General features: G+C 62.8%; 21 protein-coding genes. 5 read left to right on the top strand and 16 right to left on the bottom strand.

The annotated features are described in order from the left end of the window. Positions 1-103: 103 nt before the first annotated feature. Both rho and trxA read right to left on the bottom strand, forming a co-directional pair. Positions 104-1,363, bottom strand: coding sequence for a transcription termination factor Rho (gene rho, locus SM130_RS19070; RefSeq protein WP_058063663.1), 1,260 nt, complete (start codon positions 1,361-1,363; stop codon positions 104-106). Between the two features lie 230 nt (positions 1,364-1,593). Next, a complete protein-coding gene (trxA, locus tag SM130_RS19075) occupies positions 1,594-1,920 on the bottom strand; it encodes a thioredoxin TrxA (protein WP_003283463.1) in 327 nt (108 codons plus the stop codon). Between the two features lie 183 nt (positions 1,921-2,103). Between trxA and ppx the strand changes: the two genes are divergently transcribed. Continuing rightward, entirely contained in the window at positions 2,104-3,606 is a 1,503-nt protein-coding gene (ppx, locus tag SM130_RS19080) for an exopolyphosphatase (RefSeq protein ID WP_102826246.1), read from the top strand. A 112-nt stretch (positions 3,607-3,718) separates the two neighbouring features. Here the strand turns inward: ppx and ppk1 are convergent, their stop codons facing one another. Both ppk1 and hemB read right to left on the bottom strand, forming a co-directional pair. Next, positions 3,719-5,935, bottom strand: coding sequence for a polyphosphate kinase 1 (gene ppk1, locus SM130_RS19085; RefSeq protein ID WP_102826247.1), 2,217 nt, complete (start codon positions 5,933-5,935; stop codon positions 3,719-3,721). A 19-nt stretch (positions 5,936-5,954) separates the two neighbouring features. Next, the gene (gene hemB, locus SM130_RS19090; protein WP_102826248.1) at positions 5,955-6,968 is read right to left on the bottom strand and encodes a porphobilinogen synthase; all 1,014 of its coding nucleotides are present in this window, start codon (positions 6,966-6,968) and stop codon (positions 5,955-5,957) included. Between the two features lie 300 nt (positions 6,969-7,268). Here hemB and elbB point away from each other — a divergent pair, with 300 nt between their 5' ends. From elbB to SM130_RS19105, 3 genes are all read left to right on the top strand, one after another. Then, complete coding sequence (gene elbB / locus SM130_RS19095) at positions 7,269-7,934, top strand: isoprenoid biosynthesis glyoxalase ElbB (RefSeq protein WP_102826249.1); 666 nt, start codon at positions 7,269-7,271, stop codon at positions 7,932-7,934. A 142-nt stretch (positions 7,935-8,076) separates the two neighbouring features. Next, positions 8,077-8,544 (top strand): thioesterase family protein, encoded by a 468-nt coding sequence (locus SM130_RS19100; RefSeq protein ID WP_102826250.1) that lies wholly within the window; start codon positions 8,077-8,079, stop codon positions 8,542-8,544. Positions 8,545-8,654: 110 nt separating this feature from the next. Continuing rightward, positions 8,655-10,790 carry a putative bifunctional diguanylate cyclase/phosphodiesterase gene (locus SM130_RS19105; RefSeq protein WP_102826251.1) on the top strand — a complete coding sequence of 712 codons (2,136 nt, stop codon included), beginning with the start codon at positions 8,655-8,657 and terminating at the stop codon, positions 10,788-10,790. On the opposite strand, the gene SM130_RS19110 is transcribed toward SM130_RS19105, so the two are convergent. Genes SM130_RS19110 through SM130_RS19130 form a run of 5 tightly spaced genes read right to left on the bottom strand, consistent with a single transcriptional unit; the run spans position 10,765 to position 15,174 of the window. Next, entirely contained in the window at positions 10,765-11,220 is a 456-nt protein-coding gene (locus SM130_RS19110; protein ID WP_102826505.1) for a YaiI/YqxD family protein, read from the bottom strand. The genes SM130_RS19105 and SM130_RS19110 overlap by 26 nt on opposite strands. A gap of 14 nt (positions 11,221-11,234) precedes the next feature. After that, positions 11,235-11,867, bottom strand: coding sequence for a LysE family transporter (locus SM130_RS19115; protein WP_102826252.1), 633 nt, complete (start codon positions 11,865-11,867; stop codon positions 11,235-11,237). Between the two features lie 48 nt (positions 11,868-11,915). Further along, the gene (locus SM130_RS19120; protein ID WP_102826253.1) at positions 11,916-12,677 is read right to left on the bottom strand and encodes a TerC family protein; all 762 of its coding nucleotides are present in this window, start codon (positions 12,675-12,677) and stop codon (positions 11,916-11,918) included. Between the two features lie 8 nt (positions 12,678-12,685). After that, positions 12,686-13,267 carry a mechanosensitive ion channel domain-containing protein gene (locus SM130_RS19125; protein ID WP_102826254.1) on the bottom strand — a complete coding sequence of 194 codons (582 nt, stop codon included), beginning with the start codon at positions 13,265-13,267 and terminating at the stop codon, positions 12,686-12,688. Further along, positions 13,264-15,174, bottom strand: a complete 1,911-nt coding sequence (locus tag SM130_RS19130; RefSeq protein ID WP_102826255.1) for an ATP-binding cassette domain-containing protein — start codon at positions 15,172-15,174, stop codon at positions 13,264-13,266. Before SM130_RS19130 ends, SM130_RS19125 begins: the two co-directional genes overlap by 4 nt. 69 nt (positions 15,175-15,243) lie before the next feature. Between SM130_RS19130 and SM130_RS19135 the strand changes: the two genes are divergently transcribed. Continuing rightward, positions 15,244-15,720, top strand: a complete 477-nt coding sequence (locus tag SM130_RS19135) for a TIGR02444 family protein (protein WP_102826256.1) — start codon at positions 15,244-15,246, stop codon at positions 15,718-15,720. Here the strand turns inward: SM130_RS19135 and SM130_RS19140 are convergent. From SM130_RS19140 to hemC, 7 genes are all read right to left on the bottom strand, one after another. Next, entirely contained in the window at positions 15,696-16,505 is an 810-nt protein-coding gene (locus SM130_RS19140) for an AlgP family protein (RefSeq protein ID WP_102826257.1), read from the bottom strand. The two genes, SM130_RS19135 and SM130_RS19140, sit on opposite strands and share 25 nt — an antisense overlap. Before the next feature lie 102 nt (positions 16,506-16,607). Continuing rightward, the gene (rsd, locus tag SM130_RS19145; protein ID WP_102826258.1) at positions 16,608-17,075 is read right to left on the bottom strand and encodes a sigma D regulator; all 468 of its coding nucleotides are present in this window, start codon (positions 17,073-17,075) and stop codon (positions 16,608-16,610) included. 262 nt (positions 17,076-17,337) lie between these two features. Beyond that, positions 17,338-17,829 (bottom strand): disulfide bond formation protein B, encoded by a 492-nt coding sequence (locus SM130_RS19150; protein ID WP_102826259.1) that lies wholly within the window; start codon positions 17,827-17,829, stop codon positions 17,338-17,340. A 118-nt stretch (positions 17,830-17,947) separates the two neighbouring features. Further along, complete coding sequence (locus tag SM130_RS19155; protein WP_102826260.1) at positions 17,948-19,168, bottom strand: heme biosynthesis HemY N-terminal domain-containing protein; 1,221 nt, start codon at positions 19,166-19,168, stop codon at positions 17,948-17,950. Next, a complete protein-coding gene (locus SM130_RS19160; protein WP_102826261.1) occupies positions 19,165-20,358 on the bottom strand; it encodes a uroporphyrinogen-III C-methyltransferase in 1,194 nt (397 codons plus the stop codon). Before SM130_RS19160 ends, SM130_RS19155 begins: the two co-directional genes overlap by 4 nt. Positions 20,359-20,374: 16 nt before the next feature. Further along, on the bottom strand, positions 20,375-21,145 hold the full coding sequence (locus tag SM130_RS19165; protein ID WP_102826262.1) for a uroporphyrinogen-III synthase: 771 nt from the start codon (positions 21,143-21,145) through the stop codon (positions 20,375-20,377). Next, positions 21,142-22,080 (bottom strand): hydroxymethylbilane synthase, encoded by a 939-nt coding sequence (gene hemC / locus SM130_RS19170; RefSeq protein ID WP_102826263.1) that lies wholly within the window; start codon positions 22,078-22,080, stop codon positions 21,142-21,144. Before hemC ends, SM130_RS19165 begins: the two co-directional genes overlap by 4 nt. Positions 22,081-22,097: the final 17 nt, after the last annotated feature.

Consider the following 22,097-nt stretch of genomic DNA (forward strand, 5'->3'; position numbering starts at 1 on the left):
CGGCAGGGTCGGGGTGCAAAGTTTAGCCCCAGCGTCGGAGTTCCGAAAACCTGCAGACAGACGAAGGCCGGGTTTCCCCGGCCTTGTTGGTAACGACGATTGCTTACTTGCGCTTCATGGACATGAAGAATTCGTCGTTGGTCTTGGTGTCCTTGAGCTTGTCGAGCAGGAACTCGATTGCGGCGCTTTCATCCATCGGATGCAACAGCTTGCGCAGAATCCAGATGCGCTGCAGCTCTTCCTCGCTGGTCAGCAATTCTTCGCGACGCGTACCCGAGCGGTTGATGTTGATGGCCGGGAAGACGCGCTTCTCGGCGATGCGACGATCGAGCTGAAGCTCCAGGTTACCGGTGCCCTTGAATTCCTCGTAGATCACTTCGTCCATCTTCGAGCCGGTTTCCACCAGCGCAGTGGCGATGATGGTCAGGCTACCGCCCTCTTCGATGTTCCGCGCAGCACCGAAGAAACGTTTCGGCTTCTCGAGTGCGTGAGCATCGACACCACCGGTGAGCACCTTGCCGGAGCTCGGGATCACGGTGTTGTAGGCACGGGCCAAACGGGTGATGGAGTCCAGCAGGATGACCACGTCCTTCTTGTGCTCGACCAGGCGCTTGGCCTTCTCGATCACCATCTCGGCGACCTGCACGTGGCGGGTCGGCGGCTCGTCGAAGGTGGAAGCAACGACTTCGCCGCGCACGGTGCGCTGCATCTCGGTCACTTCTTCCGGGCGCTCGTCGATCAGCAGGACGATCAGGTGGCACTCGGGATTGTTGCGGGTGATGTTGCTGGCAATGTTCTGCAGCATGATCGTCTTGCCCGCTTTCGGCGGAGCGACGATCAGACCACGCTGGCCCTTGCCGATCGGCGCGCAAAGGTCAATCACACGGCCAGTGAGGTCTTCGGTGGAGCCATTACCGGCTTCCATCTTCAGGCGCTGGTTGGCGAACAGCGGCGTCAGGTTCTCGAAGAGAATCTTGTTCTTCGCGTTCTCCGGCCGATCGTAGTTGATCGAGTCGACCTTGAGCAGGGCGAAGTAGCGCTCGCCTTCCTTGGGAGGGCGGATCTTGCCGATGATGGTGTCACCGGTGCGCAGGTTGAAGCGGCGAATCTGGCTGGGCGAGACGTAGATGTCGTCCGGGCCGGCCAGATAAGAGGAATCCGCGGAGCGCAGGAAGCCGAAGCCGTCCTGGAGGATCTCCAGCACGCCATCACCGGAGATTTCCTCGCCGCTTTTAGCGTGCTTCTTGAGCAGAGAGAAAATCACGTCCTGCTTGCGCGAACGGGCCATGTTGTCGATGCCCATCTGTTCGGCCATTTCCAGCAGTTCGGTGATGGGCTTTTGCTTGAGTTCAGTCAGATTCATAGAAAGAGTCAGGAAGGATGTAGAAAGCGATTAGCTTGAGAAGCCGCGCAGCAAGAGACGAACAGGTTCGTTGTGCTTTATGAGGCTGAAGTGCGTCGGCGACGGCGTGCAGAGGGCGACGGAAGAATGCGTCGCGAGGCCGAATTTAGCACCGTGCAGACGAAGCGTCCACCCTGCCGATAAAAAAAGCCCCCGCATCTGCGGGGGCTTTGGAAAGAATGGCAGTGAACTCAGATGTTGCTGTCGAGGAATGCCGCCAGTTGCGACTTGGACAGCGCGCCGACCTTGGTGGCTTCGACGTTGCCGTTCTTGAACAGCATCAGCGTCGGGATGCCACGCACGCCGTACTTGGGCGGGGTTTCCTGGTTTTCATCGATGTTGAGTTTGCAAACCTTCAGACGGCCTTCGTAGTCCTTGGCAATCTCGTCGAGTACCGGCGCGATCATCTTGCAGGGGCCACACCACTCAGCCCAGTAGTCGACCAGTACGGGACCGTCGGCCTGGAGGACGTCCTGCTCGAAACTGCTGTCGCTGACATTGTTGATGTATTCGCTCATGGATTTTCTCCAGGGTCGGAACGGAAAGGTCGCCATCATAGCCCTACTATGAGCGGACCGAAAGCCGCAGAGCCGCCAGCAGGCGACGAGTGCCCGCTCCTGACAGAGTGGTGCGGCGACGACTGCGTTGGCGGATGGGGATGATCATGTCAGGATGTCGGGGTTTTGCATCGAGACTGCCCAATGCGCCAGAACACCGCTGAGACCTTTCCCATGATCGCCGCCCTGGATCTGGGCTCGAACAGCTTTCATATGGTGCTAGCCCGCACCGCCAATGGCGAAATGCGCATCCTCGAGCGGCTCGGCGAAAAGGTCCAGCTGGCCGCCGGCATCGACGAGAATCGCCTGCTCGACGAAGCCGCCATGCAGCGAGGGCTGGACTGCCTAAGGCGCTTCGCCCAGCTGGTCAATCATCTGCCCCAGGGCGCCGTGCGCATCGTCGGCACCAACGCCCTGCGCGAAGCGCGCAATCGTGCCGCCTTCATTCGTCGCGCCGAGGAGATCATCAATCATCAGGTCGAGGTTATCTCCGGCCGTGAAGAAGCGCGCCTGATCTATCTCGGCGTATCGCACACCATGCCCGGTAACCATGGCCGCCGCTTGGTGGCCGACATCGGCGGCGGCAGCACCGAGTTCATCATTGGCGAAGGCTTCGAATCGCAGCTGCGCGAAAGCCTGCAGATGGGCTGCGTGAGCTACACCCAGCGCTTCTTCCGCGACGGCAAGATTACCCCGGCACGCTACGCCCAAGCCTACACCGCGGCGCGGGTCGAGCTGATGGGAATCGAGCACGGCCTGCGCCGGCTCGGCTGGCAGGAATCGATCGGCGCTTCCGGCACCATCCGCGCCGTGGGGCTGGCGATCAAGAGTGGCGGTTTCGGCAATGGCGAAGTCAATCTCGAAGGGCTTGGCTGGCTCAAGCGCAAGCTGTTCAAGCTCGGCGACGCGGAAAAGATCGACATCGATGGCATTAAGCCGGATCGTCGCGGTGTGTTCCCGGCCGGCCTAGCGATTCTCGAAGCGATTTTCGATGCACTCGAGCTCAGCAGCATGACCCACTCCGAAGGCGCTCTGCGCGAAGGCGTGCTCTACGACCTGCTCGGCCGTCACCACGACGAAGATATCCGCGACCGCTCGCTGAGCTTCCTGATGGAGCGCTACCACGTCGACATGGAGCAGGCCGCACGGGTCGAAGCCCGAGCGCTGGAGGCGTTCGACCAAGTTGCCGAGGCGTGGAATCTGGACCAGGACTGGCACCGTGAATTGCTCGCGTGGGCGGCGAGGGTGCATGAAGTGGGCCTGGATATCGCGCATTACCACTACCACAAGCACGGCGCCTACCTGATCGAGCACTCTGATCTGCCGGGCTTCTCCCGCCAGGATCAGCTGATGCTGGCGCTGCTGGTACGTGGCCACCGTCGAAATATCCCACAGGAAAAGTTCGGTGAGACCGGCGCCGACGCGGATGCACTGGTTCGGCTGTGCATCCTGCTGCGCTTTGCGATCCTGTTTCATCACATCCGCGGCGCCAATGCGGTGTCCGAGGTAAAGCTGAAAGCCGCCGAGCGCAGTCTCGAGCTGATCTTCCCGGCGGGCTGGCTGGGTGCCAATCCGCTGACCCACGCCGACTTCGAAGCCGAAGCTGCCTGGCTCGCACGGGTTGGCTACGAACTGCGGATGAAGTAGGGACAGGTTCAGTCAGCCAATAGGACAGGCTGACGCCAGCCTGTCCTGATCCCCCGAGCAACGCCGAAGCGATTCAGCTCAAGCGTAACCTCGGCCGACCCAGGCCGATGCCTCAGCGTGCAACGACCTGCGGACCGGTGAGACGCTCCAATAACGTGCTCTGCACATTGCGCGCGTTCTGATTGCCGGTGGGACTGTTGCGCAGGTAGCTGCCGTCAGGCTGCAGGATCCAGCTCTGGGTGTTGTCGCTGAGGAAGCCTTCCAGCTCTTTCTTCACCCGCATTACCAGCTTCTTGCCTTCCACCGGGAAGCAGGTTTCCACCCGACGATCGAGGTTGCGCTCCATCCAGTCGGCACTCGACAGGTAGAGCTTCTCGTCGCCATCGTTCTGGAAGTAGAACACGCGGCTGTGCTCGAGGAAGCGCCCGATGATCGAGCGCACATGGATGTTGTGCGAGACCCCGGCGATGCCTGGGCGCAGGCAGCACATGCCGCGCACGATGAGATCGACGCGCACGCCGGTCTGGCTGGCCTTGTATAGCGCCTTGATCATCTTCGGATCAGTCAGTGCATTGATCTTCAGGATGATGTGCGCCGGCCGGCCCTCGGCCGCATGCTGGGTTTCCTGGGCTATCAGGTCGAGCAGCGTCTTCTTCAGCGTGAAGGGCGCGTGCAGCAGCTTCTTCATGCGCATGGTCTTGCCCATGCCAATCAGCTGGCTGAACAGTTTGGAGACGTCTTCGCACAGCGCATCGTCGGAGGTCAGCAGGCTGTAGTCGGTGTACAGCCGGGCGTTCGCCGCGTGGTAGTTGCCGGTACCCAGGTGGGCGTAACGGCACAGCTCGCCGTTCTCGCGACGCAGGATCAGCATCATCTTGGCGTGGGTCTTGTAGCCGACCACGCCATAGATCACTACCGCACCGGCTTGTTGCAGGCGGCTGGCGAGCTGCAGGTTGGACTCCTCGTCGAAGCGCGCGCGCAACTCGATCACCGCGGTGACTTCCTTGCCGCTGCGCGCCGCATCGACCAGCGCATCGACAATCTCGGAATTGGCCCCCGAGCGGTATAGGGTCTGTTTGATTGCCAACACGCAGGGATCCTTGGCCGCTTCACGCAGCAGATCGACCACCGGCGTGAAGGACTCGAAGGGGTGCAGCAGGAGGATGTCCTGCTTGCTGATCACGCTGAATATCTTGTCGCTGTTCTGCAGAAGTTTGGGAATCGACGGCGTGAACGGGCTGTATTGAAGCTCCGGGTGACTGTCCAGACCGGTGATGCTGAACAGCCGGGTCAGGTTGACCGGACCGTTGACCCGATACATCTCGCCCTCGCTCAGGCTGAACTGCTTGAGCAGGAAGTCGGCCAGGTGCTGCGGGCAGGTGTCGGCAACCTCCAGGCGCACGGCATCGCCGTAACGGCGGGAGATCAGTTCGCCGCGCAGCGCGCGCGCCAGATCCTCGACGTCCTCAGTGTCCACCGAGAGGTCGGCATTACGCGTGAGACGGAACTGGTAGCAGCCCTTGACCCGCATGCCATGGAACAGATCGTCGGCATGGGCGTGGATCATCGAGGAGAGGAACACGAAGTTGTCACCCGGGCCGCCTACCGACTCCGGCACGCGAATGACCCGCGGCAGCAGACGTGGCGCCGGGATAATCGCCAGACCGGAGTCTCGGCCGAAGGCATCGACGCCCTCCAGCTCGACGATGAAGTTCAGGCTCTTGTTTACCAACAACGGGAACGGATGTGTCGGGTCCAGGCCGATCGGCGTGACGATCGGCGCGATCTCATCACGAAAATAGCGCCGCACCCAGGTCTTGAGCTTGGTCGTCCAGTGGCGGCGGCGGATGAAGCGAATCTGATGCTCGGCCAATGCCGGCAACAGCACGTCGTTGAGAATCGCGTACTGCCGATCGACCTGCTCGTGCACCAGCTCCGAAATGCGCGCCAGCGCTTGATGCGGCTGCAGGCCATCGGCGCCGGCCTGCTCGCGGGCGAAGGTGACGCGCTTCTTCAGCCCGGCGACGCGGATCTCGAAGAACTCGTCCAGGTTGCTGGAAAAGATCAGCAGAAACTTCAGCCGCTCCAGCAACGGATAGGACTCATCCAGCGCCTGTTCCAGCACGCGGATGTTGAACTGCAGCTGGGAAAGCTCGCGATGGATGTACAGCACGCTGTCATCCAGATTGGCTACTGGCGCGGCAGGCGCTTCCTCGACAACTTCCGGCGGCGCGGGGGGCACCGCTACCGCTTCAGGCTCGACCGGCTCCAGCACCTCGCTGACAACGGCGTCCTGCAGTTCCTTTTCGCTGAGTCCCTGGTTGATCATCGCTTTGCCTCGAAAGGGCTCACTGGCCCCGTTTTAATTGTTGTGCCGCCTGTTTGGCGAAGTAAGTCAGGATGCCATCGGCCCCGGCACGCTTGAAGCCGACCAAAGACTCAAGGATGACGGCCTCGCTCAGCCAGCCGTTCTGGATGGCAGCCATGTGCATGGCGTACTCGCCGCTGACCTGATAGACGAAGGTCGGCGCCTTGAAGGCATCCTTGACTCGCCAGACGATATCCAGATAAGGCAAGCCGGGCTTGACCATCACCATGTCCGCGCCTTCGGCGAGGTCGGCAGCCACTTCGTGCAGAGCTTCGTCCCCGTTGGCCGGGTCCATCTGATAGGTGTTCTTGTTGCTCTTGCCGAGGTTGGCAGCCGAACCGACCGCGTCGCGGAAGGGGCCGTAGTAGGCACTGGCGTACTTGGCCGAGTAGGCCATGATGCGCACGTTGTGATGCTCGGCCACTTCCAGCGCCTCGCGGATCGCCTGGATACGACCGTCCATCATGTCTGACGGCGCGACCACCTGGGCACCGGCCTCGGCGTGGGACAGCGCCTGGCGGACCAGCGCATCGACCGTGACGTCGTTCTGCACGTAGCCGTTATCGTCAAGGATGCCGTCCTGACCGTGGGTGGTGAACGGATCGAGCGCAACGTCGGTAATGATTCCCAGCTCCGGGAAACGTGCACGCAGGGCACGGGTGGCGCGCTGGGCGATGCCGTCGGGATTCCAGGCCTCGGCAGCGTCGAGAGACTTCTTCTCCAGCGGCGTCACCGGGAACAGCGCCAGCGCCAGAATACCCAGCGCCACCAATTCCTCGGCTTCCTCGAGCAGCAGGTCGATGGACAGGCGTTCCACTCCCGGCATCGACGGCACTGGTTCGCGGCGGTTCTCGCCATCGAGCACGAACACCGGCAGGATCAGGTCATCGACCGTCAGCACGTTTTCGCGCACCAGGCGGCGGGAAAAATCATCGCGACGGTTGCGACGCAGACGAGTAGCAGGGAACAACCGGCTGGCAGGAACGAAACTCACGACGGACTCCTGGCCCGCAGAGCGGGCGAATATGACGTTTATAGGCCCGAAGCATGACGAAATGATGACAACGCCATACCGCCGGCCTCCGAAACCGTACCCATTGTCGCCAGCCATGCCCGCAACTGCCAGTGCTTTGATCAAGCGCAAACCACCGTGCCAGACCCGCGGCAATGAACACCGGCGGCTCGGAAGAATCGAAGAAAGATGTGGGGCTTACCTGGAACCGTCCCAGGTATTAGCATCGAACGCATCGCCGTGCCCTCCGCAGGGCCGCTGAACTTGACCAGGAGTACCACCATGAATAAGAAAGTCGCCGTGATCCTTTCCGGCTGTGGCGTCTACGACGGCTCGGAGATCTACGAGAGCGTCATCACCCTGCTGCGCCTGGACCAGCGCGGCGTCAAGGTGCAGTGCTTCGCACCTAATACTCCGCAGATGCACGTGATCAATCACCTGACCGGCGACGAGATGCCAGAGTCGCGCAACGTGCTGACCGAGTCGGCACGCCTGGCCCGCGGCGAGATCAAGGATCTGCGCGAAGCCCGCGCCGAGGACTTCGATGCGCTGATCATTCCCGGCGGCTTTGGCGCTGCGAAGAACCTGTCGACCTTTGCCACCGAAGGCGTCGCCAGCAAGGCGTTACCAGAAGTAATCGCACTGGCCCAGGCCTTCGCCGAAGCGCGCAAGCCGATCGGCATGATGTGTATCGCACCGACCATGGCGGCGCAGATTTTCGGCGCTGGCGTGGTGTGCACCCTGGGTAGCGACGACGCAGACGCGGCCAAGGCGGTCAGTCAGATGGGCGCCGAACACCAGGCGTGCGAAGTCAGCGATATCGTCGTGGACGACAAGCACCGACTGGTCACTACTCCGGCATACATGCTGGCGCAGTCCATCAGCGAAGCCGCATCGGGCATCTACAAGATGGTCGATCGAGTACTGGAGATGACCACCGAGGATTGATCCCAACGCCGTAAACATCCCGGGTCCGCCCGGGATTTTTTTTTGCGCGAAAGTCGCCAAAGCCGCGGCTGCTCGTGCCGCCACCCTGTTCAGCGCGAACAACCTGGTGCAGCTTGATCGCTCATACACAGGAACGCCGACTATGAATCAAGACGATGCATTGCTCGCCGAACAGGCTCAGGCGGTACGCCAGATGTTCGAGCGCATCCCGTTCAATCAGGCTTTGGGTATCGAGCTCGACGAAGTCTCAACGACACAGGTCGTCATGCACCTGCCCATGAAGCCGGAGCTGGTAGGCAACTTCGTCCACGGCATTCTGCATGGCGGCGTCATCGCCTCGCTGCTGGACGTGGCGGGTGGGGCGATGGCGATGCTCGGCGCCTTCGACAAGCATCGCCATCTGACAACCCAGGAGCGCGCCGCACGACTATCCCGGCTGGGCACCATCGACCTGCGCATCGATTATTTACGACCGGGCCGCGGCACCCGCTTCAGCGCCAGCGCGATGCTGCTGCGCTCGGGCAACAAAGTCGCGGTGGTGCGCTCGGAGCTGCACAACGAACTGGGTACCCTCATTGCCGTAGGCACCGGCACTTATCTTTGCGGCTGATCTGCCGATAGGAGATTGGCGGCCCGAGCGACCTCTCGTACACTCTGCCGATATGGCCATGAGCCATCATATCAAGGAGGCAGGACGCCCGATTCATCGAGTGCCGCCGCGTGTCCAGACTCCTGTTTTCCGAACTCCCTGCCGACCAGGTTGCCCTGCTTGGCCATAGCCACGATCCGCTACTGGTCGTGCTCTCCTATCTGGTCGCCAGCGCTGCGGCCTTCACCGCCCTGGCACTGGCCAAACGGGTTAGCCGCAGTAGCAGCTCGCGCAGCCGTGAGCTGTGGCGCTGGGTCGGTGCGTTGGCACTAGGCGGCGGGATCTGGTCGATGCACTTCATCGGCATGCTGGCATTCAGCGCACCGCTGGATATCAGCTACGACCACGGCGTTACGGCTCTCTCACTGCTGATCGCGGTTGCCGTCTCGTATGTGGTGATGCGCTTGCTCGGCCGCGACCGCCTCAGCGTACTGCAATACGCCCTGGCCGGAACTGCAGCTGGCATCGGCATTGCGGCGATGCACTACACCGGCATGGCAGCGATGCGTTCGCTGGCCACGCTTTACTATGCGCCGCTGGCCTTTGGGGTCTCGGTGCTCATTGCCATCGGCGCGTCAATAGCTGCCCTGGTGCTGGGCTTTCACTTTCGCGCCAGCCAGAGCCGCCATCAACGCTGGCAGCAACTGCTCTGCAGCCTGGTGATGGGCGCCGCGATTGTTTCCATGCACTACACCGGCATGCATGCACTGACTCTGGCGGTCCCGGCTGACATGCTCGAACATGCCGCGCCCTTCGGCAGTCACGCCGGGCACGGCGCCCTCGCCTCGGCGATTGGCCTGGTGGCCCTGCTGGTAATCGTCACCGGCATCGCCGCAAGCTGGGCGGAGCAGCGCTTCAACGAGCAGCGCCAGGCGCTCGACCAGGCTGAGCATCAGCTCAACGCGATGACCCATTACGACCCGCTGACCAACCTGTTCAACGGCCGCGCCTTCACCGAGATGGTCACCCAAGTACTGGCCGCGCGCGAGGAACGCCAAGCCCTTGCGGTGCTCGTGGTAGACCTGGACAACTTCAAGCGCATCAACGATAGCCTGGGCCACCGCAGCGGTGACCTGGCGCTGCAGCAGGCCGCCCATAGAATTCGTGCAGTACTCGGCCAGCACGACATGCTGGCGCGTTTTTCCGGTGATGAGTTCTGCGTCTTGACCCTCGGCCAGTGGGAGCATGCCCAGGCGCTGGCCAATCAGATCCTCGACCAGCTGCGCCCTCCCTTCACGCTCGGCGACACCCAGCTGCGCCTGACCGCCAGTATCGGCATCAGCCAGTATCCCGAAGACGGGCTGAACTTCGATGCATTGTTCCGCCACGCTGGCCTGGCAGTCGGCCAATGCAAAGCCAGTGGGCGCAACCGCAGCTTGCGCTTCAACCCCGCGCTGGAACTGCGTGCTCAGGAGGACCTATCGCTGGAACAGGACTTGCGCCGAGCGCTGAACGAAAACCTGCTAAGTGTGAACTATCAGCCAATCGTCGACGGCCGCAGTGGTGAACCGGTAAGCCTCGAAGCGTTGGTGCGCTGGCAGCATCCACAGCAAGGCTTTATCAGCCCGGAGCGTTTCGTCGGCCTGGCCGAACAGCACGGTTTCGTCGCTGAGCTCGATGCATGGGTAGCGCGCCGCGCCTGCGCCGATCTGGTCACCTTGCTTGCCGAGGGCCACGATCTGCGCGTAGCGGTCAACTGCTCGGCACTCAATCTATCCAACCCACATATGGCGGAGGTGGTCGCCCACATTCTCGAGCGCACCGGCCTCGACCCTGCGCGACTGACAGTGGAAGTCACCGAGAACGCCCTCATGAACAGTCTGGGCGCGGCGGTCCGCACGTTAGACGCGGTGCGCGAGCTCGGGGTGAAGGTATCCATCGATGACTTCGGCAGCGGCTATTCCTCGCTGGCATACCTGCGCAAGCTGCCGGTGGATACGCTCAAGATCGACCGTGCTTTCGTTCAGGAGATCGCCGAGCAGGCCAATGACCGCGCCATCACTGCGGCCATAATCGCGATGGCGCACAAGCTCGGCCTGAAGGTGGTGGCCGAAGGCGTGGAGGAAGAGGTGCAGCTGACGTACCTGCGCGAAAACGACTGCGACTTTATCCAAGGCTATTACTACAGCCGCCCGCTTCCGCTGTCAGCATTGCGTGAATGGCTCGCTGCTCGAACGGCGCTCACTGCGGCCGAGACAACCGCGTGAGCAGGCGATCCAGGGCATTGGCGAAAGCCTGGCGATCACGCTCACTGTACGCTGCCTGACCACCCCCCACCTGGCCCTGCTCGCGCAAATCGGTGAACAGATTGCGCACTGCAAGCCGCTCGCCCATGTTGCGCTCGTCGAACTCGCGACCGCGTGGGTCCAGCGCCGCGACACCCTTTTTCACCAGCCGATCGGCCAGCGGCACGTCACTGCAGATCACTAGATCGCCGGGCTCGGCATGCTCGACCAGGTAGTCGTCGGCCGCATCCGGACCGCTCGGCACCACGATCAGTCGCACGCAAGCGAAGGCTGGTTTGACCTGGCTCTGCCCGGCGACCAGCAGCACCTCGAGTTTGCGCTTGAGGGCGAACTTGATCACCTGATCCTTCGCCGCGCGCGGGCAGGCATCGGCATCGATCCACATGCGCATGGAGTTTGCCTCGCTCATACGACCGCTCGCCGTACCGTTGCCAGCAGCGCCGCCGCACCGGCAAATGCCGCGGCAAAACTGCGATTGATCAGCCGCTGCTGACGCGGCGTGCGCAACAACCGCAGCACTTTCGCCGCCAGCCCGGTGTAGCCAGCCATGACGATCAGATCGACCACCACCATGGTTGCGGCCATCTCGCTGTACTGCAGCAGCAACGGCCGCTGCGGGTCGAGGAACTGCGGCAGGACCGCTAGGATGAAGACGATTGCCTTGGGGTTGCTGGCATTGACCACGAACCCGCGCAGCACCAGGCTCAGCGGCCTGCCGATGGGCCGCGGCGCGGCGGAATCATCCAGAGCCTGCGGTTGCGCCTGCCACTGCTTCCAGGCCAGCCACAACAGATAGCCGACACCGAACCACTTGATGAGACCGAACGCCAGTTCCGAGGTGGCCAGCACGGCGCCGACGCCCGCGGCGACCACAGCGATCTGCAGCACCAACGCCAGCTGCAGACCGATAGCATTCCAATAGCCGCGCCAGAATCCGTACTGCAACCCGCAGGACATCGATGCGATGGCACCGGCGCCCGGCGACAGGCTGATCACCCAACAGGCGACGAAGAAAGCGAGCCAGGTTTCCAGTGACATGTGTGTCCCCTCCGTTCAGCGGTTGCGCCGGTCGCCCGGCGCTTCGATTCAGTCCGGCAAGCCCTTACCCAGCTTCACCGGTGCCTTGAGCTTGCGCTTCATGGCCTTGCGCATGCGAATGTTCAGCGCCTCGACGCCCAGCGAGAACGCCATGGCGAAATAGACGTAGCCCTTCGGTACATGCACGTCGAAGGCCTCGGCGATAAGCAGCGTACCGACGACGATCAGGAACGACAGCGCGAGAATCTTCAGCGTCGGGTGCTTGTCGATGAAGTCGCTGATGGTGCCGGCTGCCAGCATCATCACCAATACCGCAATGACGATCGCCGCAACCATCACCGGGACGTTTTGCACCAGGCCGACCGCCGTGATAACCGAGTCGAGCGAGAAAATGATGTCGATCACCGCGATCTGCAGAATGATGCCCATGAAACCGGCCTTCACCGCGCCGCCGCCCGCAGTGCCCTGCTCTTCCTCACCCTCGACGCTGTGCCAGATTTCCAGGGTGCTCTTGAACAGCAGGAACAGGCCGCCGAAGAACAGGATCAGGTCACGCCCGGAGACACCTTCGCCCAGAACCGTGAACAGGTCGTTGGTCAGGCGCATCACCCAGGCAATGGACAGCAGCAGCAGGATTCGCGTGCCCATAGCCAGCGCCAAACCAAAGAAGCGCGCCTTGGGCTGCTGTTCCTTTGGCAGTCGGCCGACCAGAATCGAGATGAAAATGATGTTGTCGATGCCGAGGACGATTTCCAGGGCGGTCAGGGTCAGAAAAGCGACCCAGATTTCAGGGTTGCTGAGCCATTCCATGAAGGTTGTTACTCGTTGGCGTTACGGTTGTAGAGCTGAACTTCGGCGCCACGCCAGCGGCGCACGGCCTTCTGGAAAAACAGGCTGTTGGGCACCTGTACGATGGCGCCGGTGCCGGCTTCGGCCACCTCTTCCAGAGTGGTGTAGACCAGATTGATGTCGATTACCCGGCCTTTGACGATCGGCTTGTCGAATGCCTCGACGATTTCCACCACGTCGCCCAGACGAAACGGCCCGACCGTCAGAATCAGCACCGCGCAGAGCAGATTGGAGAGCACACTCCAGATCGCGAAGAAGGCGACCGCCGCCACGGCCACGAACCCGGAAATGGCTGTCCATAGCACCGTGGCAGAAACGCCGAAGCGCTCCAGCACCATGATCAGCGCGCCACCGATGATGAACCAGCGGATGCCGCCGCGAACCGGGATCAGCAACTCCGGCGGCAATGGATAGCGCGACGACAGCCGAGTCAGGCCGCGGGCGACCACCCGTTGCAGCACATAGGCCACCAGCAGGATCAGTAACACCTGCAGGCCCAGCATCCACTGCAACCGCCACTCTTCGACCAAGCTCAGCCAGGGTTCGCTCATGCGCTGGCCTCCAGTTGTGCCTGCAGGCTCTCCAGCATTTCCAGCGCCTCCAACCAGGCTTCCTCCAGCTCGCCTTCGCGAACCTTCAGCTCAGCCTGTTTGGCCAGCAGCTCACGCAACTCGTCTTTGCGAGCAGATTCATAAAGCGCACCGTCGCCCAACTGCGTCTCGAGCGTGGCCAGCTTTTCATGCACCGTCGCCAGATCCTTCTCCAACTTGTCCGCTTGGCGCTTATGCGGGGCCAGCTGCTGACGCAGGGCCGCCGCCGCCTGGCGCTGGGCGCGCTTGTCGGTTTTGTCCGCCGCGGGTTCGCCATTGGCAACCGGTTGCTGGCGCGCACGGTAGTCCACCAACCAGCGCGCGTAGTCCTCCAGATCGCCGTCGAAATTCTGCACCTGGCCGTCAGCCACCAGCAGAAACTCGTCGGTGGTGCTCTTGAGCAGGTGCCGGTCGTGGGAAACCACTAGCACTGCGCCTTCGAAATCTTGCAGGGCCAAGGTCAGCGCAAGGCGCATTTCCAGATCGAGGTGGTTGGTCGGCTCATCGAGCAGCAACAGATTCGGCTTACCCCAGGCGATCAGCGCCAACGCCAGGCGCGCCTTCTCGCCACCGGAGAAATTCAACACCGGTTCATCGCAGCGCGGGCCACGAAAGTCGAAGCCACCGAGAAAATCACGCAACGTCTGCTCACGCTCAGCAGGCGCAATGCGCTGCAGGTGCAGCAAGGGGCTGGCCTTGGGATCGAGCGAATCCAGCTGATGCTGAGCGAAGTAGCCTACAGCCAGATTCTCGCCACGCTGCAAGCGGCCGCCCAGCGGAGCGAGTTCAGCTGCGAGTGTCTTGATCAGCGTCGATTTGCCCGCCCCGTTCGGTCCCAGCAGGCCGATACGCGCACCCGGCACCAGCTGCAGTTTGACCTTCTCCAGCACGACCTTTTCGCCGTAACCGAGGCGCCCTTCGGCGAGATCCAGCAACGGACTGGAAACCTTGTCCGCTTCGCGAAAGCAGAAATCGAAAGGTGAATCCACATGCGCCGGCGCCAGTTCCTCAAGGCGTTCCAGCGCCTTGATCCGACTCTGGGCCTGGCGTGCCTTGGTTGCCTGGGCCTTGAAGCGGCGGATGTAGTTTTCCATGTGCGCGCGCTGCGCCTGCTGCTTCTCGAAGGCCTGCTGTTGCTGCGCAAGGCGCTCGGCACGGGTGCGCTCGAATGCCGAGTAGCCGCCACGGTATAGCGTCAGCTTGCGCTGTTCGAGGTGGATGACGTGATCGACCACCGCATCAAGGAAGTCGCGGTCATGGGAAATCAGCAGCAACGTGCCGGGATAACCCTTGAGCCAATCCTCCAGCCAGAGAATCGCATCGAGATCGAGGTGGTTGGTCGGCTCGTCCAGCAGCAATAGATCGGACGGACACATAAGGGCCTGCGCGAGGTTGAGACGCATGCGCCAGCCGCCGGAGAAGCTGCTGACCGGCAGCGTCATCTGCTCGTTGGCAAAACCCAGCCCGGCGAGCAGCTTGCGTGCGCGCGCGTCGGCGCTGTATCCGTCGACGTTGTCCAGCTCGGTGTGCAGGCGCGCCAGGGCATTGCCGTCGTGTGCCTGCTCGGCGGCAACAAGCTCGCGCTGGATGCGGCGCAGCTCGACGTCGCCATCAAGGACGTAATCCACCGCCAGGCGGTCGAGCGTATCGATCTCCTGGCGCATGTGCGCGATGCGCCAGTCCGGCGGCAACTGGCAATCGCCGCCATCGGGCACCATTTCACCGCGCAGCAATGCGAAGAGGGTAGATTTGCCGGCGCCATTGGCGCCGATCAGGCCGGCCTTCTGGCCGGGGTGCAGGGTCAGCTCGGCGCCTTCCAGCAAACGCTGGGGGCCACGCTGTAGAGTGAGATTCTGAAGTCGGATCATAATGCCGGCGAGTTTATCAGTTCGCCCGGAAAGCCAGCTGGGCTACCCGCAAAAAAAGGCGCACCGCTAATGCCTGACCTGAACCTCTGGAATTTCGCTCTGCGTTGCTACGCACAACCCGGTGTCGAGAGCGCCTGCCTGGAACTGCAAAGCCAGGGCGCAGACGTCTGCGTGCTGCTTTGCGCTGCGTGGCTGGAGGCACGAAGGGTGGCCTGCAACGAAGATCGGCTGCACGCACTGAGGGAAATTGCCGCGCCCTGGCAGCAGGATGTAATCGAGCCGTTGCGAGCACTGCGCCAGGCATGGCGCCCGCTGGCCCAGAACGATGATGCTCTGCGCGAATTGCGCGAGACGCTGAAGACACTGGAATTGCAAGCCGAGCGCCGCCTGCTGGCGCGGCTACAGGCAACGAGCGGTGCATGGGTTGAGTCTTCCGAATCCAACGCCTGGCTGAACGCCCTAGCGCCGTCCTGCCATTGCCGCGCAGGGCTGGAGACCCTGCGCGGTGCGGCGTATCGGATTCAGCTGGAGCTGGACGGCTTTTGAGCGCTGCTGGCGGCTGGCTTGCGCGAGGTTGGCTTTTTCGCGGCGGGCTTGGTGGCGGCAGGCTTAGCCGATGTTTGGGCGGCGGGCGCTGCATTCCCGGCAGGCTGCGGAGCGGCAGCCGGCTTGCTCGCAGATGGCCGAGTACGCGCTGGCGCCTTGCCTGTGGCCGGGCGTGTCGTCGCAGGCTTGGAAGCAGCAGGACTGCCCGATGTCTTCGCTGGCGTTTTGGCTGGAGCTTTAGCCGCCGGCTTTGCCGGTGCTTTGGTGGCTTGAGTTCTGGCGGATGTAGCAGTGACCTTCGCCGCAGCCGGAGCAGTCTTGCTGGCCGGCTTGCGCGGGGCCTGCCGAGGCGCTGCAGCTGTGGGGGTCGCGGAGGTCGATTGCTGACGGCTCAGTAGCTGCTTGTCCACAGCATCGGCAACCTGCCGGATGCCTTGTGCCAGTTTCAGGCTCTGCTCAGCATCGCGCTTGAGCTCGGCAAGATAGGTCAGCGTTTCGCTCTGGCGGTTCTGCAAGAGTGCGAGGGAATCTTCGAGTTCGGTGAGCCGTGTGCGCGCTTTGGTCTGCGCCTTGGCCTTGCCAGCATTACCCGCTTCGTCGAGCTTGGCGCGGGCCTTGGTCAGTTTTTCCTGTGCTTTGCCACGCTGCTTCTGCAGCTTGGCGAGGACGCTTTCGGCATCCTTGATTGCCTGACTACAAGCCATGTCCAAATGCTCGACGAGACTGTGCGAAAGCTGTTGCAGCAGATGCAGCGGCGTAGTGACCGACTTTTTCTTCGCGGGCATGAAGGTGCCTCCTGGCAGGAACGATGCAGCCATACTAGACGGCCTGCAAGGTGGCCGCCAGAGGCCAGAAAGCGCCGCACCTGTCAGCGCTTGGCTCGATGCTCAGGCCGGCGTAGCGGCTTGCTTGTGCGCGGTATGCAGCACTTCGATCAGGCAGTCTTCCAACTCGAAACGCTCATGCAGCAGCTGGCCAAGCTTCTTCAGCTCATCGGCCAGGCCCGGGCTGCCCAGGCAGTCGCCCTTGTCGCAGCGATCATTGAAGCCCAGCGCGACCTGAGTGATGGTTTCGATACGCGGATAGATTTGCTTGGCAAGCTCGATGGCTCGCGCATCGCCGAAGGCTTCAGCCTCGGCGAGCAACTGTTCGTAGATTTCAAAGTGGCCAGCCGAGACATAGTCGACCAGGTATTCACAAAACTGCTGCAGGCCCTGGCGAGCGGCGGCATCGTCGCGCTCGGCATGCAGCCCATCGTACGCGTTGATCAGTGCGTGGCGCTCGTGCAGCCAACGGTCGATCAGCAGATGTACACCACCCCAGCGTTCCTGGGCATTCCGACAGCTCTCGAGCATGATGACCTCACTTCCCTAATCGATGATGCTTGTACGCCATTCCGAGACGGTTTTTTGTCTTTCGGTATCGGCCTTGGGTGAGTGGCGGCAGCGAATGGCAGGAATCCGTCACCGCACGAGCAGACTATGCCGCGCCGCCCGATGCATCAAGCAAAAAGCCGACGAATCTTGCGGGTGTGCAGCAGCGCCGACGGCGCTGCACGTCCATGAGAAGACCGTACAAACGCAACGGGAGTTCGACGCGAAAAGCTAAAAGAAGCCGTCAATCGCGGCGCAGCAATTGCCACAGGCAGACGCCGGCCATGCCGATAAAGCCCAGCAGGCTCCACTCGGGAATGCTCATGCCGAGCATCGTCCAGCTCACTTCGGCGCACTCGGCGGTACCGTGTAGCACCAGGCGCGCAATCTCCTGGAACGGCAGCGCCTCCATCATGTACTCCAGGCTTGGCAGGCAGCTCGGCAGCTGATCAGCCGGCACGCTCTGCAGCCATATCTGGCGAATCGCCGTGGCGGCACCGGCCAGCACGAACAACAGGGCGAAGCCTGAATAGACGCGACGACCTGTCTTCGCCGGCCCGTGAACCGCCGCCGCCAGGCAGATCAAGCCGAAACCGATGACGCAGATACGCTGGACGATACACAGAGGACAGGGCACGAGGCCCATCACGTGCTCCATGTAGAGCGCAATGGCGATCAGCAGGGCGCTACCCGCGAAGGCAACGACGAACAGGGAACGAGGGCTGGCCAGGCGCATGATGGCTCCACTAGCTGGAAAAGTTCGCTACGGTAGTGGAAACGCCGACAGCCTTACAAGCGGCGAGAAAGCCGCACCGGCGCGTCAGGCCCGCCATCTGGCGGACCTGTCTAGCCGATCACAAGGTAGCGGGAAGATTGCGATCGAGCAGACCGACGCCTTGCTGAAACAGACGGTTGCTGTTTTCAGTATCGCCCAGCTGGGCCAACAGGCGAGCAAGCTCGGCGCAGGTTTCCGGACGATGATCGAAACGCAGGCTCGCCTCGAGATAATCGCGCGCCTTGCCCCATAGCTCGTTACGCAAGCTCAGCCGACCCAGCGCCAGCAGCAGTACCGGGTTCTGCGGATGATCCTTGAGCCAGCCCTCGGCGTGCGCAAGCTGACGCGCCGCATCGCGGCCATGGACACGTCCGTAGCGTTCAACCAGACGATCATCGAACTGGCGTTTGATCGCTGCATACAAGACTTCCTCCGCCTTGGGCTGCGCGCCCAGTCGAGACAACCCATCGGCATACGCACGCACCACCAGTGGCTCGCTGCGCAGCGCGCTGGGGACCGTCTGCCAACGCTGGTTCAGCCTCTCGATGCCCGCCTCGGTGGCCAATTCGGACGGCTGACCGGCCTGCTCGACCGCCGCCGTCCAGGCCAGCACTTCAAGTTCGCTCAGGCGCGCCGGCGACAGTACACGATGCTTGCGCAGCTCTGGCAGCAAGCGGCACAACGCGGCCCAGTCCTCGAGCTGCACATAGAGTTGCTGCAGCAGCGTCAACACGTAGGGATGTCGCGGATGCTCGCTCTGCAACTCGCTGAGCGAGGCACGCGCTTCGACATACTGGCCGCGGGCAATCTGCAGCTGCGCCTGCGTCAGGCCGATCGCCAGCGCTGCCTCGGGCTCGCGCTCGCGCGCTTTGTGCAGCAACTCATCGCTCTGAGCGTACTCACCCAGTTCGTTAGCCGCGCGCGCCGCCCCCAGATAATGCACCAGCGGCTGGCGATCCTTTTCTGCCGCCAACTGCAGATGACTCAACGCCGGGCCCCACTGCCCTTCGGCGAGCTCACGAAGCCCCCGACGCGATGCATTTTCGACCCGCCGTGCACGGTGCCGCCGCGACCACGGATTGACCAGCGCCCCGGACGTCTGCAGCAGCCCCAGCAGCCAGTGCATGGCCATCGCTAGCAGCCAAAGACAGGCCACCAGCGCGAGAAAGATCCAGAAGCTTGATTCGTAACGGAACTGGTCATAGGTGATCAGCACATAGCCGGCGCTCTGACTGACCGCCCAACCGAGAAAGCCTGCAATCGCAAGCAGAAGGATGAATACCAACGCCAGGCGTTTCATGTGCGCTGAGCCTCCTGCGCCTCGTTCTCCGTCTCGGACTGAGGCGAAGATTCGGGCGTTTGGTCCTCATCGCGGCGTTCGCGCTTCTGCACGTAAGCCTGCAGCGCCTGCAACGCCGGTGCGAGATCAGGCAGGGTCACCTCAACTTCGCGCTGGGATAGCTTTTCGAGACGCTCTCGCAGGCCGCGGGCCTGGCCATTGTCTTCACCGAAGTGATCTTTGAGCACTGTGCTCGCCTGCTCCAGCGACTGCCGATAAACCTTTGCATTGCCGTTGAGCACTGCCCATTGCGCCTGCTCGATAGCCAGCGACAAGGCCAGACGCACCTGCCCGAGTGTCTGCCCGGCGAGCAGCGGCTTGACGTCGCCACTGGCATCGAAGTCCACCCGCACGTAGCGCGTCAGTTCGTTAAGCCAGCGCTGCCAGCGGCTGTCCTGCGCGCTCTCCGGCAGCGCCTCGCCGTTGATGAACTCCGGCGCAAGCGCGCTGAGCTGACCGGTCTGCCCGCGCAGCGCGCCGAGTTGCAGGAACAGCCCGGTGCGGTCGAGCTCCGGCAGGCTGCGCAGCGCTTCGAGCCCTTCCAGCAGCTTCTGCCGCGTGCCGTAGGCACCCGGGTCATCCTGCTTTTGCAGAATCAGGTCGGCTTCGTGGACGAGCATCTCCGCGCTGTTCACATCTTGCATGGCCGACAGTTGCAACATGGCCATGCGCAGCAGGTGCTCGGCTTCGGCCAGGCGCCATTCTTCGCGACTGGCTCCCAGCACCTGCTCGACGCGCCCGGAAAGGCGCTGCTGATCGCTCTGCAACGTAGCCAACAGTCGACGCCGCTCTTCCAGCTCATTGGCCGAAGGCAACTGTTCCAGACGCCCCAGTCGCGCCGACAGCTCGCGTTCACGCTCGGCCAGTTGGCGAGTTTGCTCGCCGGTACTCTGCAACGCTTCGAGCTGGCGATCTTCGCTGGCGCCAAGCTGCTGCAGCTGCCAGAGGCCATAGCCACCGAGCGCTACGCCACCCAGGCCAACCAGCAGCGCCAGTGCGGCCAGGGGCTTGCCACCGCCATGGCCACCACCATTGGCGCTGGCAGGCTTGGATGATGGTGCAGGCTTGGTGGGCTTTGCAGGCTCGACGGTTGGAGTCGGCTCGCTGGCGGGGGGTTGCAGCGGGTCTTTCTTGGAATCTGCTTCGCTCACGTTTCCATCCTTTGCTTCAGGAGGCAGCCACCGCGGTATCCCGCAAGGCCGCCAGCAATGCCGCGACGCCTGCGCCGCGGCAATCCACAATTCGTTTGGCGCCCAACTGTCGAGCCATCTCCGCCACTCGCGGACTGGGTACGAACAAGGGTAGCTCAAGCAGTTCGGGCCAGGTATCAGCCGCCAGCTCACGCAGCGACAGCAAACCCTGCCCACTGCTGACCACCAGGCCGTTGAGCCGTTCCGAGCGGACCGCCGCGCAAAGTGCTCCGGCTGGGTAATCCAGAAGCTCGCGACGGTACAGCTCGAGAATATCGACCTGCACGCCGCGCGCGCGCAATGTCTCGGCGAGCAGCTCCCGGCCACCCTCCCCACGCAGGATCAGCACCTTAGGATCGGGCCTGGCCAGCGCCTCATCGAGTCGCGGCAACCCCAGCAATGCCTCACTGTCATCGCCGCGCTGCGGCCAGCTGACATCCAGCCTGTAGCTCTCCAGGATCGCGCCGGTTGCGGCGCCAACACTGAACCAGGCCGGGCCGAGCGGAGGTTGCGGCCAGTATTTATCGAGCAGCTCAACGCCCAGTCTCGCGGCGGGCTTGCTGACCACGATGACCGCGCAATAGCGATCCAGCTCAAGAATCGTCGCGCGCTGCTCGGGGGTTTCCGGCAAGGGCTCGATCGCCAGCAGCGGCAGACTTGCACTGTGGACCCCAGCTTCGGCCAATGACGCTGCGACCGCGCCGCATTCCTCGGCAGGCCGGGTCACCAGCAGACGCCAGCCAGTCACTCGTGGCCAGCCTCGCCGTAAACTGCCTGGAGAATCTGCTCGGCGCCCTGGTCCAGCAACTCTTCGGCAACCTGCACACCCAATGCTTCGGCGTCGGCGGCTGGCGCACGGCCTTCGGCGCGCAGCAGTAACGTACCGTCCGGCTGCCCGACCAACCCGCGCAGCCATAGCTGCTCTCCTTCGAGCACGGCGTAACAGGCGATCGGCACCTGGCAACCACCGTTGAGGCGCTTGTTCAAGGCGCGCTCAGCAACGACACGGATCGCGGTCGGCGCGTGGTTCAGGCATTCCAGCAGCGCATGCAGTTCGCTGTCGGTGGTACGGCACTCGATGCCGACCGCACCCTGACCGCCAGCAGGCAGACTCTCGTCAACACTGATGCTGGAGCGGATGCGCTCACCGAAGCCAAGACGAATCAACCCGGCGGCGGCGAGAATGATGGCGTCATATTCGCCAGCATCAAGCTTGGCCAGCCGCGTGTTTACGTTGCCTCGCAGAAACTGGATTTTCAGGTCCGGGCGACGCGCCAGCAGTTGGGCCTGACGGCGCAACGACGAAGTGCCGACCACACTGCCGGGCGGCAGCGCATCGAGACTGTCGAAGTGATTGGAGACGAAAGCGTCGCGCGGGTCTTCACGTTCGCAGATGCAGTACAGCCCGAGCCCTTCGGGGAACTCCATCGGCACGTCCTTCATGGAGTGCACGGCGATGTCCGCTTCGTTCTCCATCAGCGCCGTTTCCAGCTCCTTGACGAACAACCCCTTGCCACCGATTTTCGCCAAAGGGGCGTCGAGCAACTTGTCGCCGCGACTGACCATCGGCACCAGGCTGACCTTCAGCCCTGGGTGCGACGCCTCCAGACGCGCCTTGACGTATTCGGCCTGCCACAGGGCCAGGGCACTCTTGCGGGTGGCGATGCGAATTTCGCGAGACATGGACAATTCCAGAACAG

It is taken from the genome of Stutzerimonas stutzeri (assembly GCF_038561965.1).
Classification (GTDB): domain Bacteria; phylum Pseudomonadota; class Gammaproteobacteria; order Pseudomonadales; family Pseudomonadaceae; genus Stutzerimonas; species Stutzerimonas stutzeri_AA.

What these genes read in the sequence shown, in the direction of transcription:
- elbB (WP_102826249.1), top strand. Translation starts at nt 7,269, where the DNA reads ATGAATAAGAAAGTCGCCGTGATCCTTTCCGGCTGTGGCGTCTACGAC.
- SM130_RS19150 (WP_102826259.1), bottom strand. Translation starts at nt 17,829, where the DNA reads ATGCGCCTGGCCAGCCCTCGTTCCCTGTTCGTCGTTGCCTTCGCGGGT.
- SM130_RS19155 (WP_102826260.1), bottom strand. Translation starts at nt 19,168, where the DNA reads ATGAAACGCCTGGCGTTGGTATTCATCCTTCTGCTTGCGATTGCAGGC.
- ppk1 (WP_102826247.1), bottom strand. Translation starts at nt 5,935, where the DNA reads ATGATCAACCAGGGACTCAGCGAAAAGGAACTGCAGGACGCCGTTGTC.
- rsd (WP_102826258.1), bottom strand. Translation starts at nt 17,075, where the DNA reads ATGCTCGAGAGCTGTCGGAATGCCCAGGAACGCTGGGGTGGTGTACAT.
- rho (WP_058063663.1), bottom strand. Translation starts at nt 1,363, where the DNA reads ATGAATCTGACTGAACTCAAGCAAAAGCCCATCACCGAACTGCTGGAA.
- SM130_RS19120 (WP_102826253.1), bottom strand. Translation starts at nt 12,677, where the DNA reads ATGGAATGGCTCAGCAACCCTGAAATCTGGGTCGCTTTTCTGACCCTG.
- trxA (WP_003283463.1), bottom strand. Translation starts at nt 1,920, where the DNA reads ATGAGCGAATACATCAACAATGTCAGCGACAGCAGTTTCGAGCAGGAC.
- SM130_RS19100 (WP_102826250.1), top strand. Translation starts at nt 8,077, where the DNA reads ATGAATCAAGACGATGCATTGCTCGCCGAACAGGCTCAGGCGGTACGC.
- SM130_RS19115 (WP_102826252.1), bottom strand. Translation starts at nt 11,867, where the DNA reads ATGTCACTGGAAACCTGGCTCGCTTTCTTCGTCGCCTGTTGGGTGATC.
- SM130_RS19135 (WP_102826256.1), top strand. Translation starts at nt 15,244, where the DNA reads ATGCCTGACCTGAACCTCTGGAATTTCGCTCTGCGTTGCTACGCACAA.
- hemC (WP_102826263.1), bottom strand. Translation starts at nt 22,080, where the DNA reads ATGTCTCGCGAAATTCGCATCGCCACCCGCAAGAGTGCCCTGGCCCTG.
- SM130_RS19110 (WP_102826505.1), bottom strand. Translation starts at nt 11,220, where the DNA reads ATGCGCATGTGGATCGATGCCGATGCCTGCCCGCGCGCGGCGAAGGAT.
- SM130_RS19140 (WP_102826257.1), bottom strand. Translation starts at nt 16,505, where the DNA reads ATGCCCGCGAAGAAAAAGTCGGTCACTACGCCGCTGCATCTGCTGCAA.
- SM130_RS19125 (WP_102826254.1), bottom strand. Translation starts at nt 13,267, where the DNA reads ATGAGCGAACCCTGGCTGAGCTTGGTCGAAGAGTGGCGGTTGCAGTGG.
- ppx (WP_102826246.1), top strand. Translation starts at nt 2,104, where the DNA reads ATGCGCCAGAACACCGCTGAGACCTTTCCCATGATCGCCGCCCTGGAT.
- SM130_RS19130 (WP_102826255.1), bottom strand. Translation starts at nt 15,174, where the DNA reads ATGATCCGACTTCAGAATCTCACTCTACAGCGTGGCCCCCAGCGTTTG.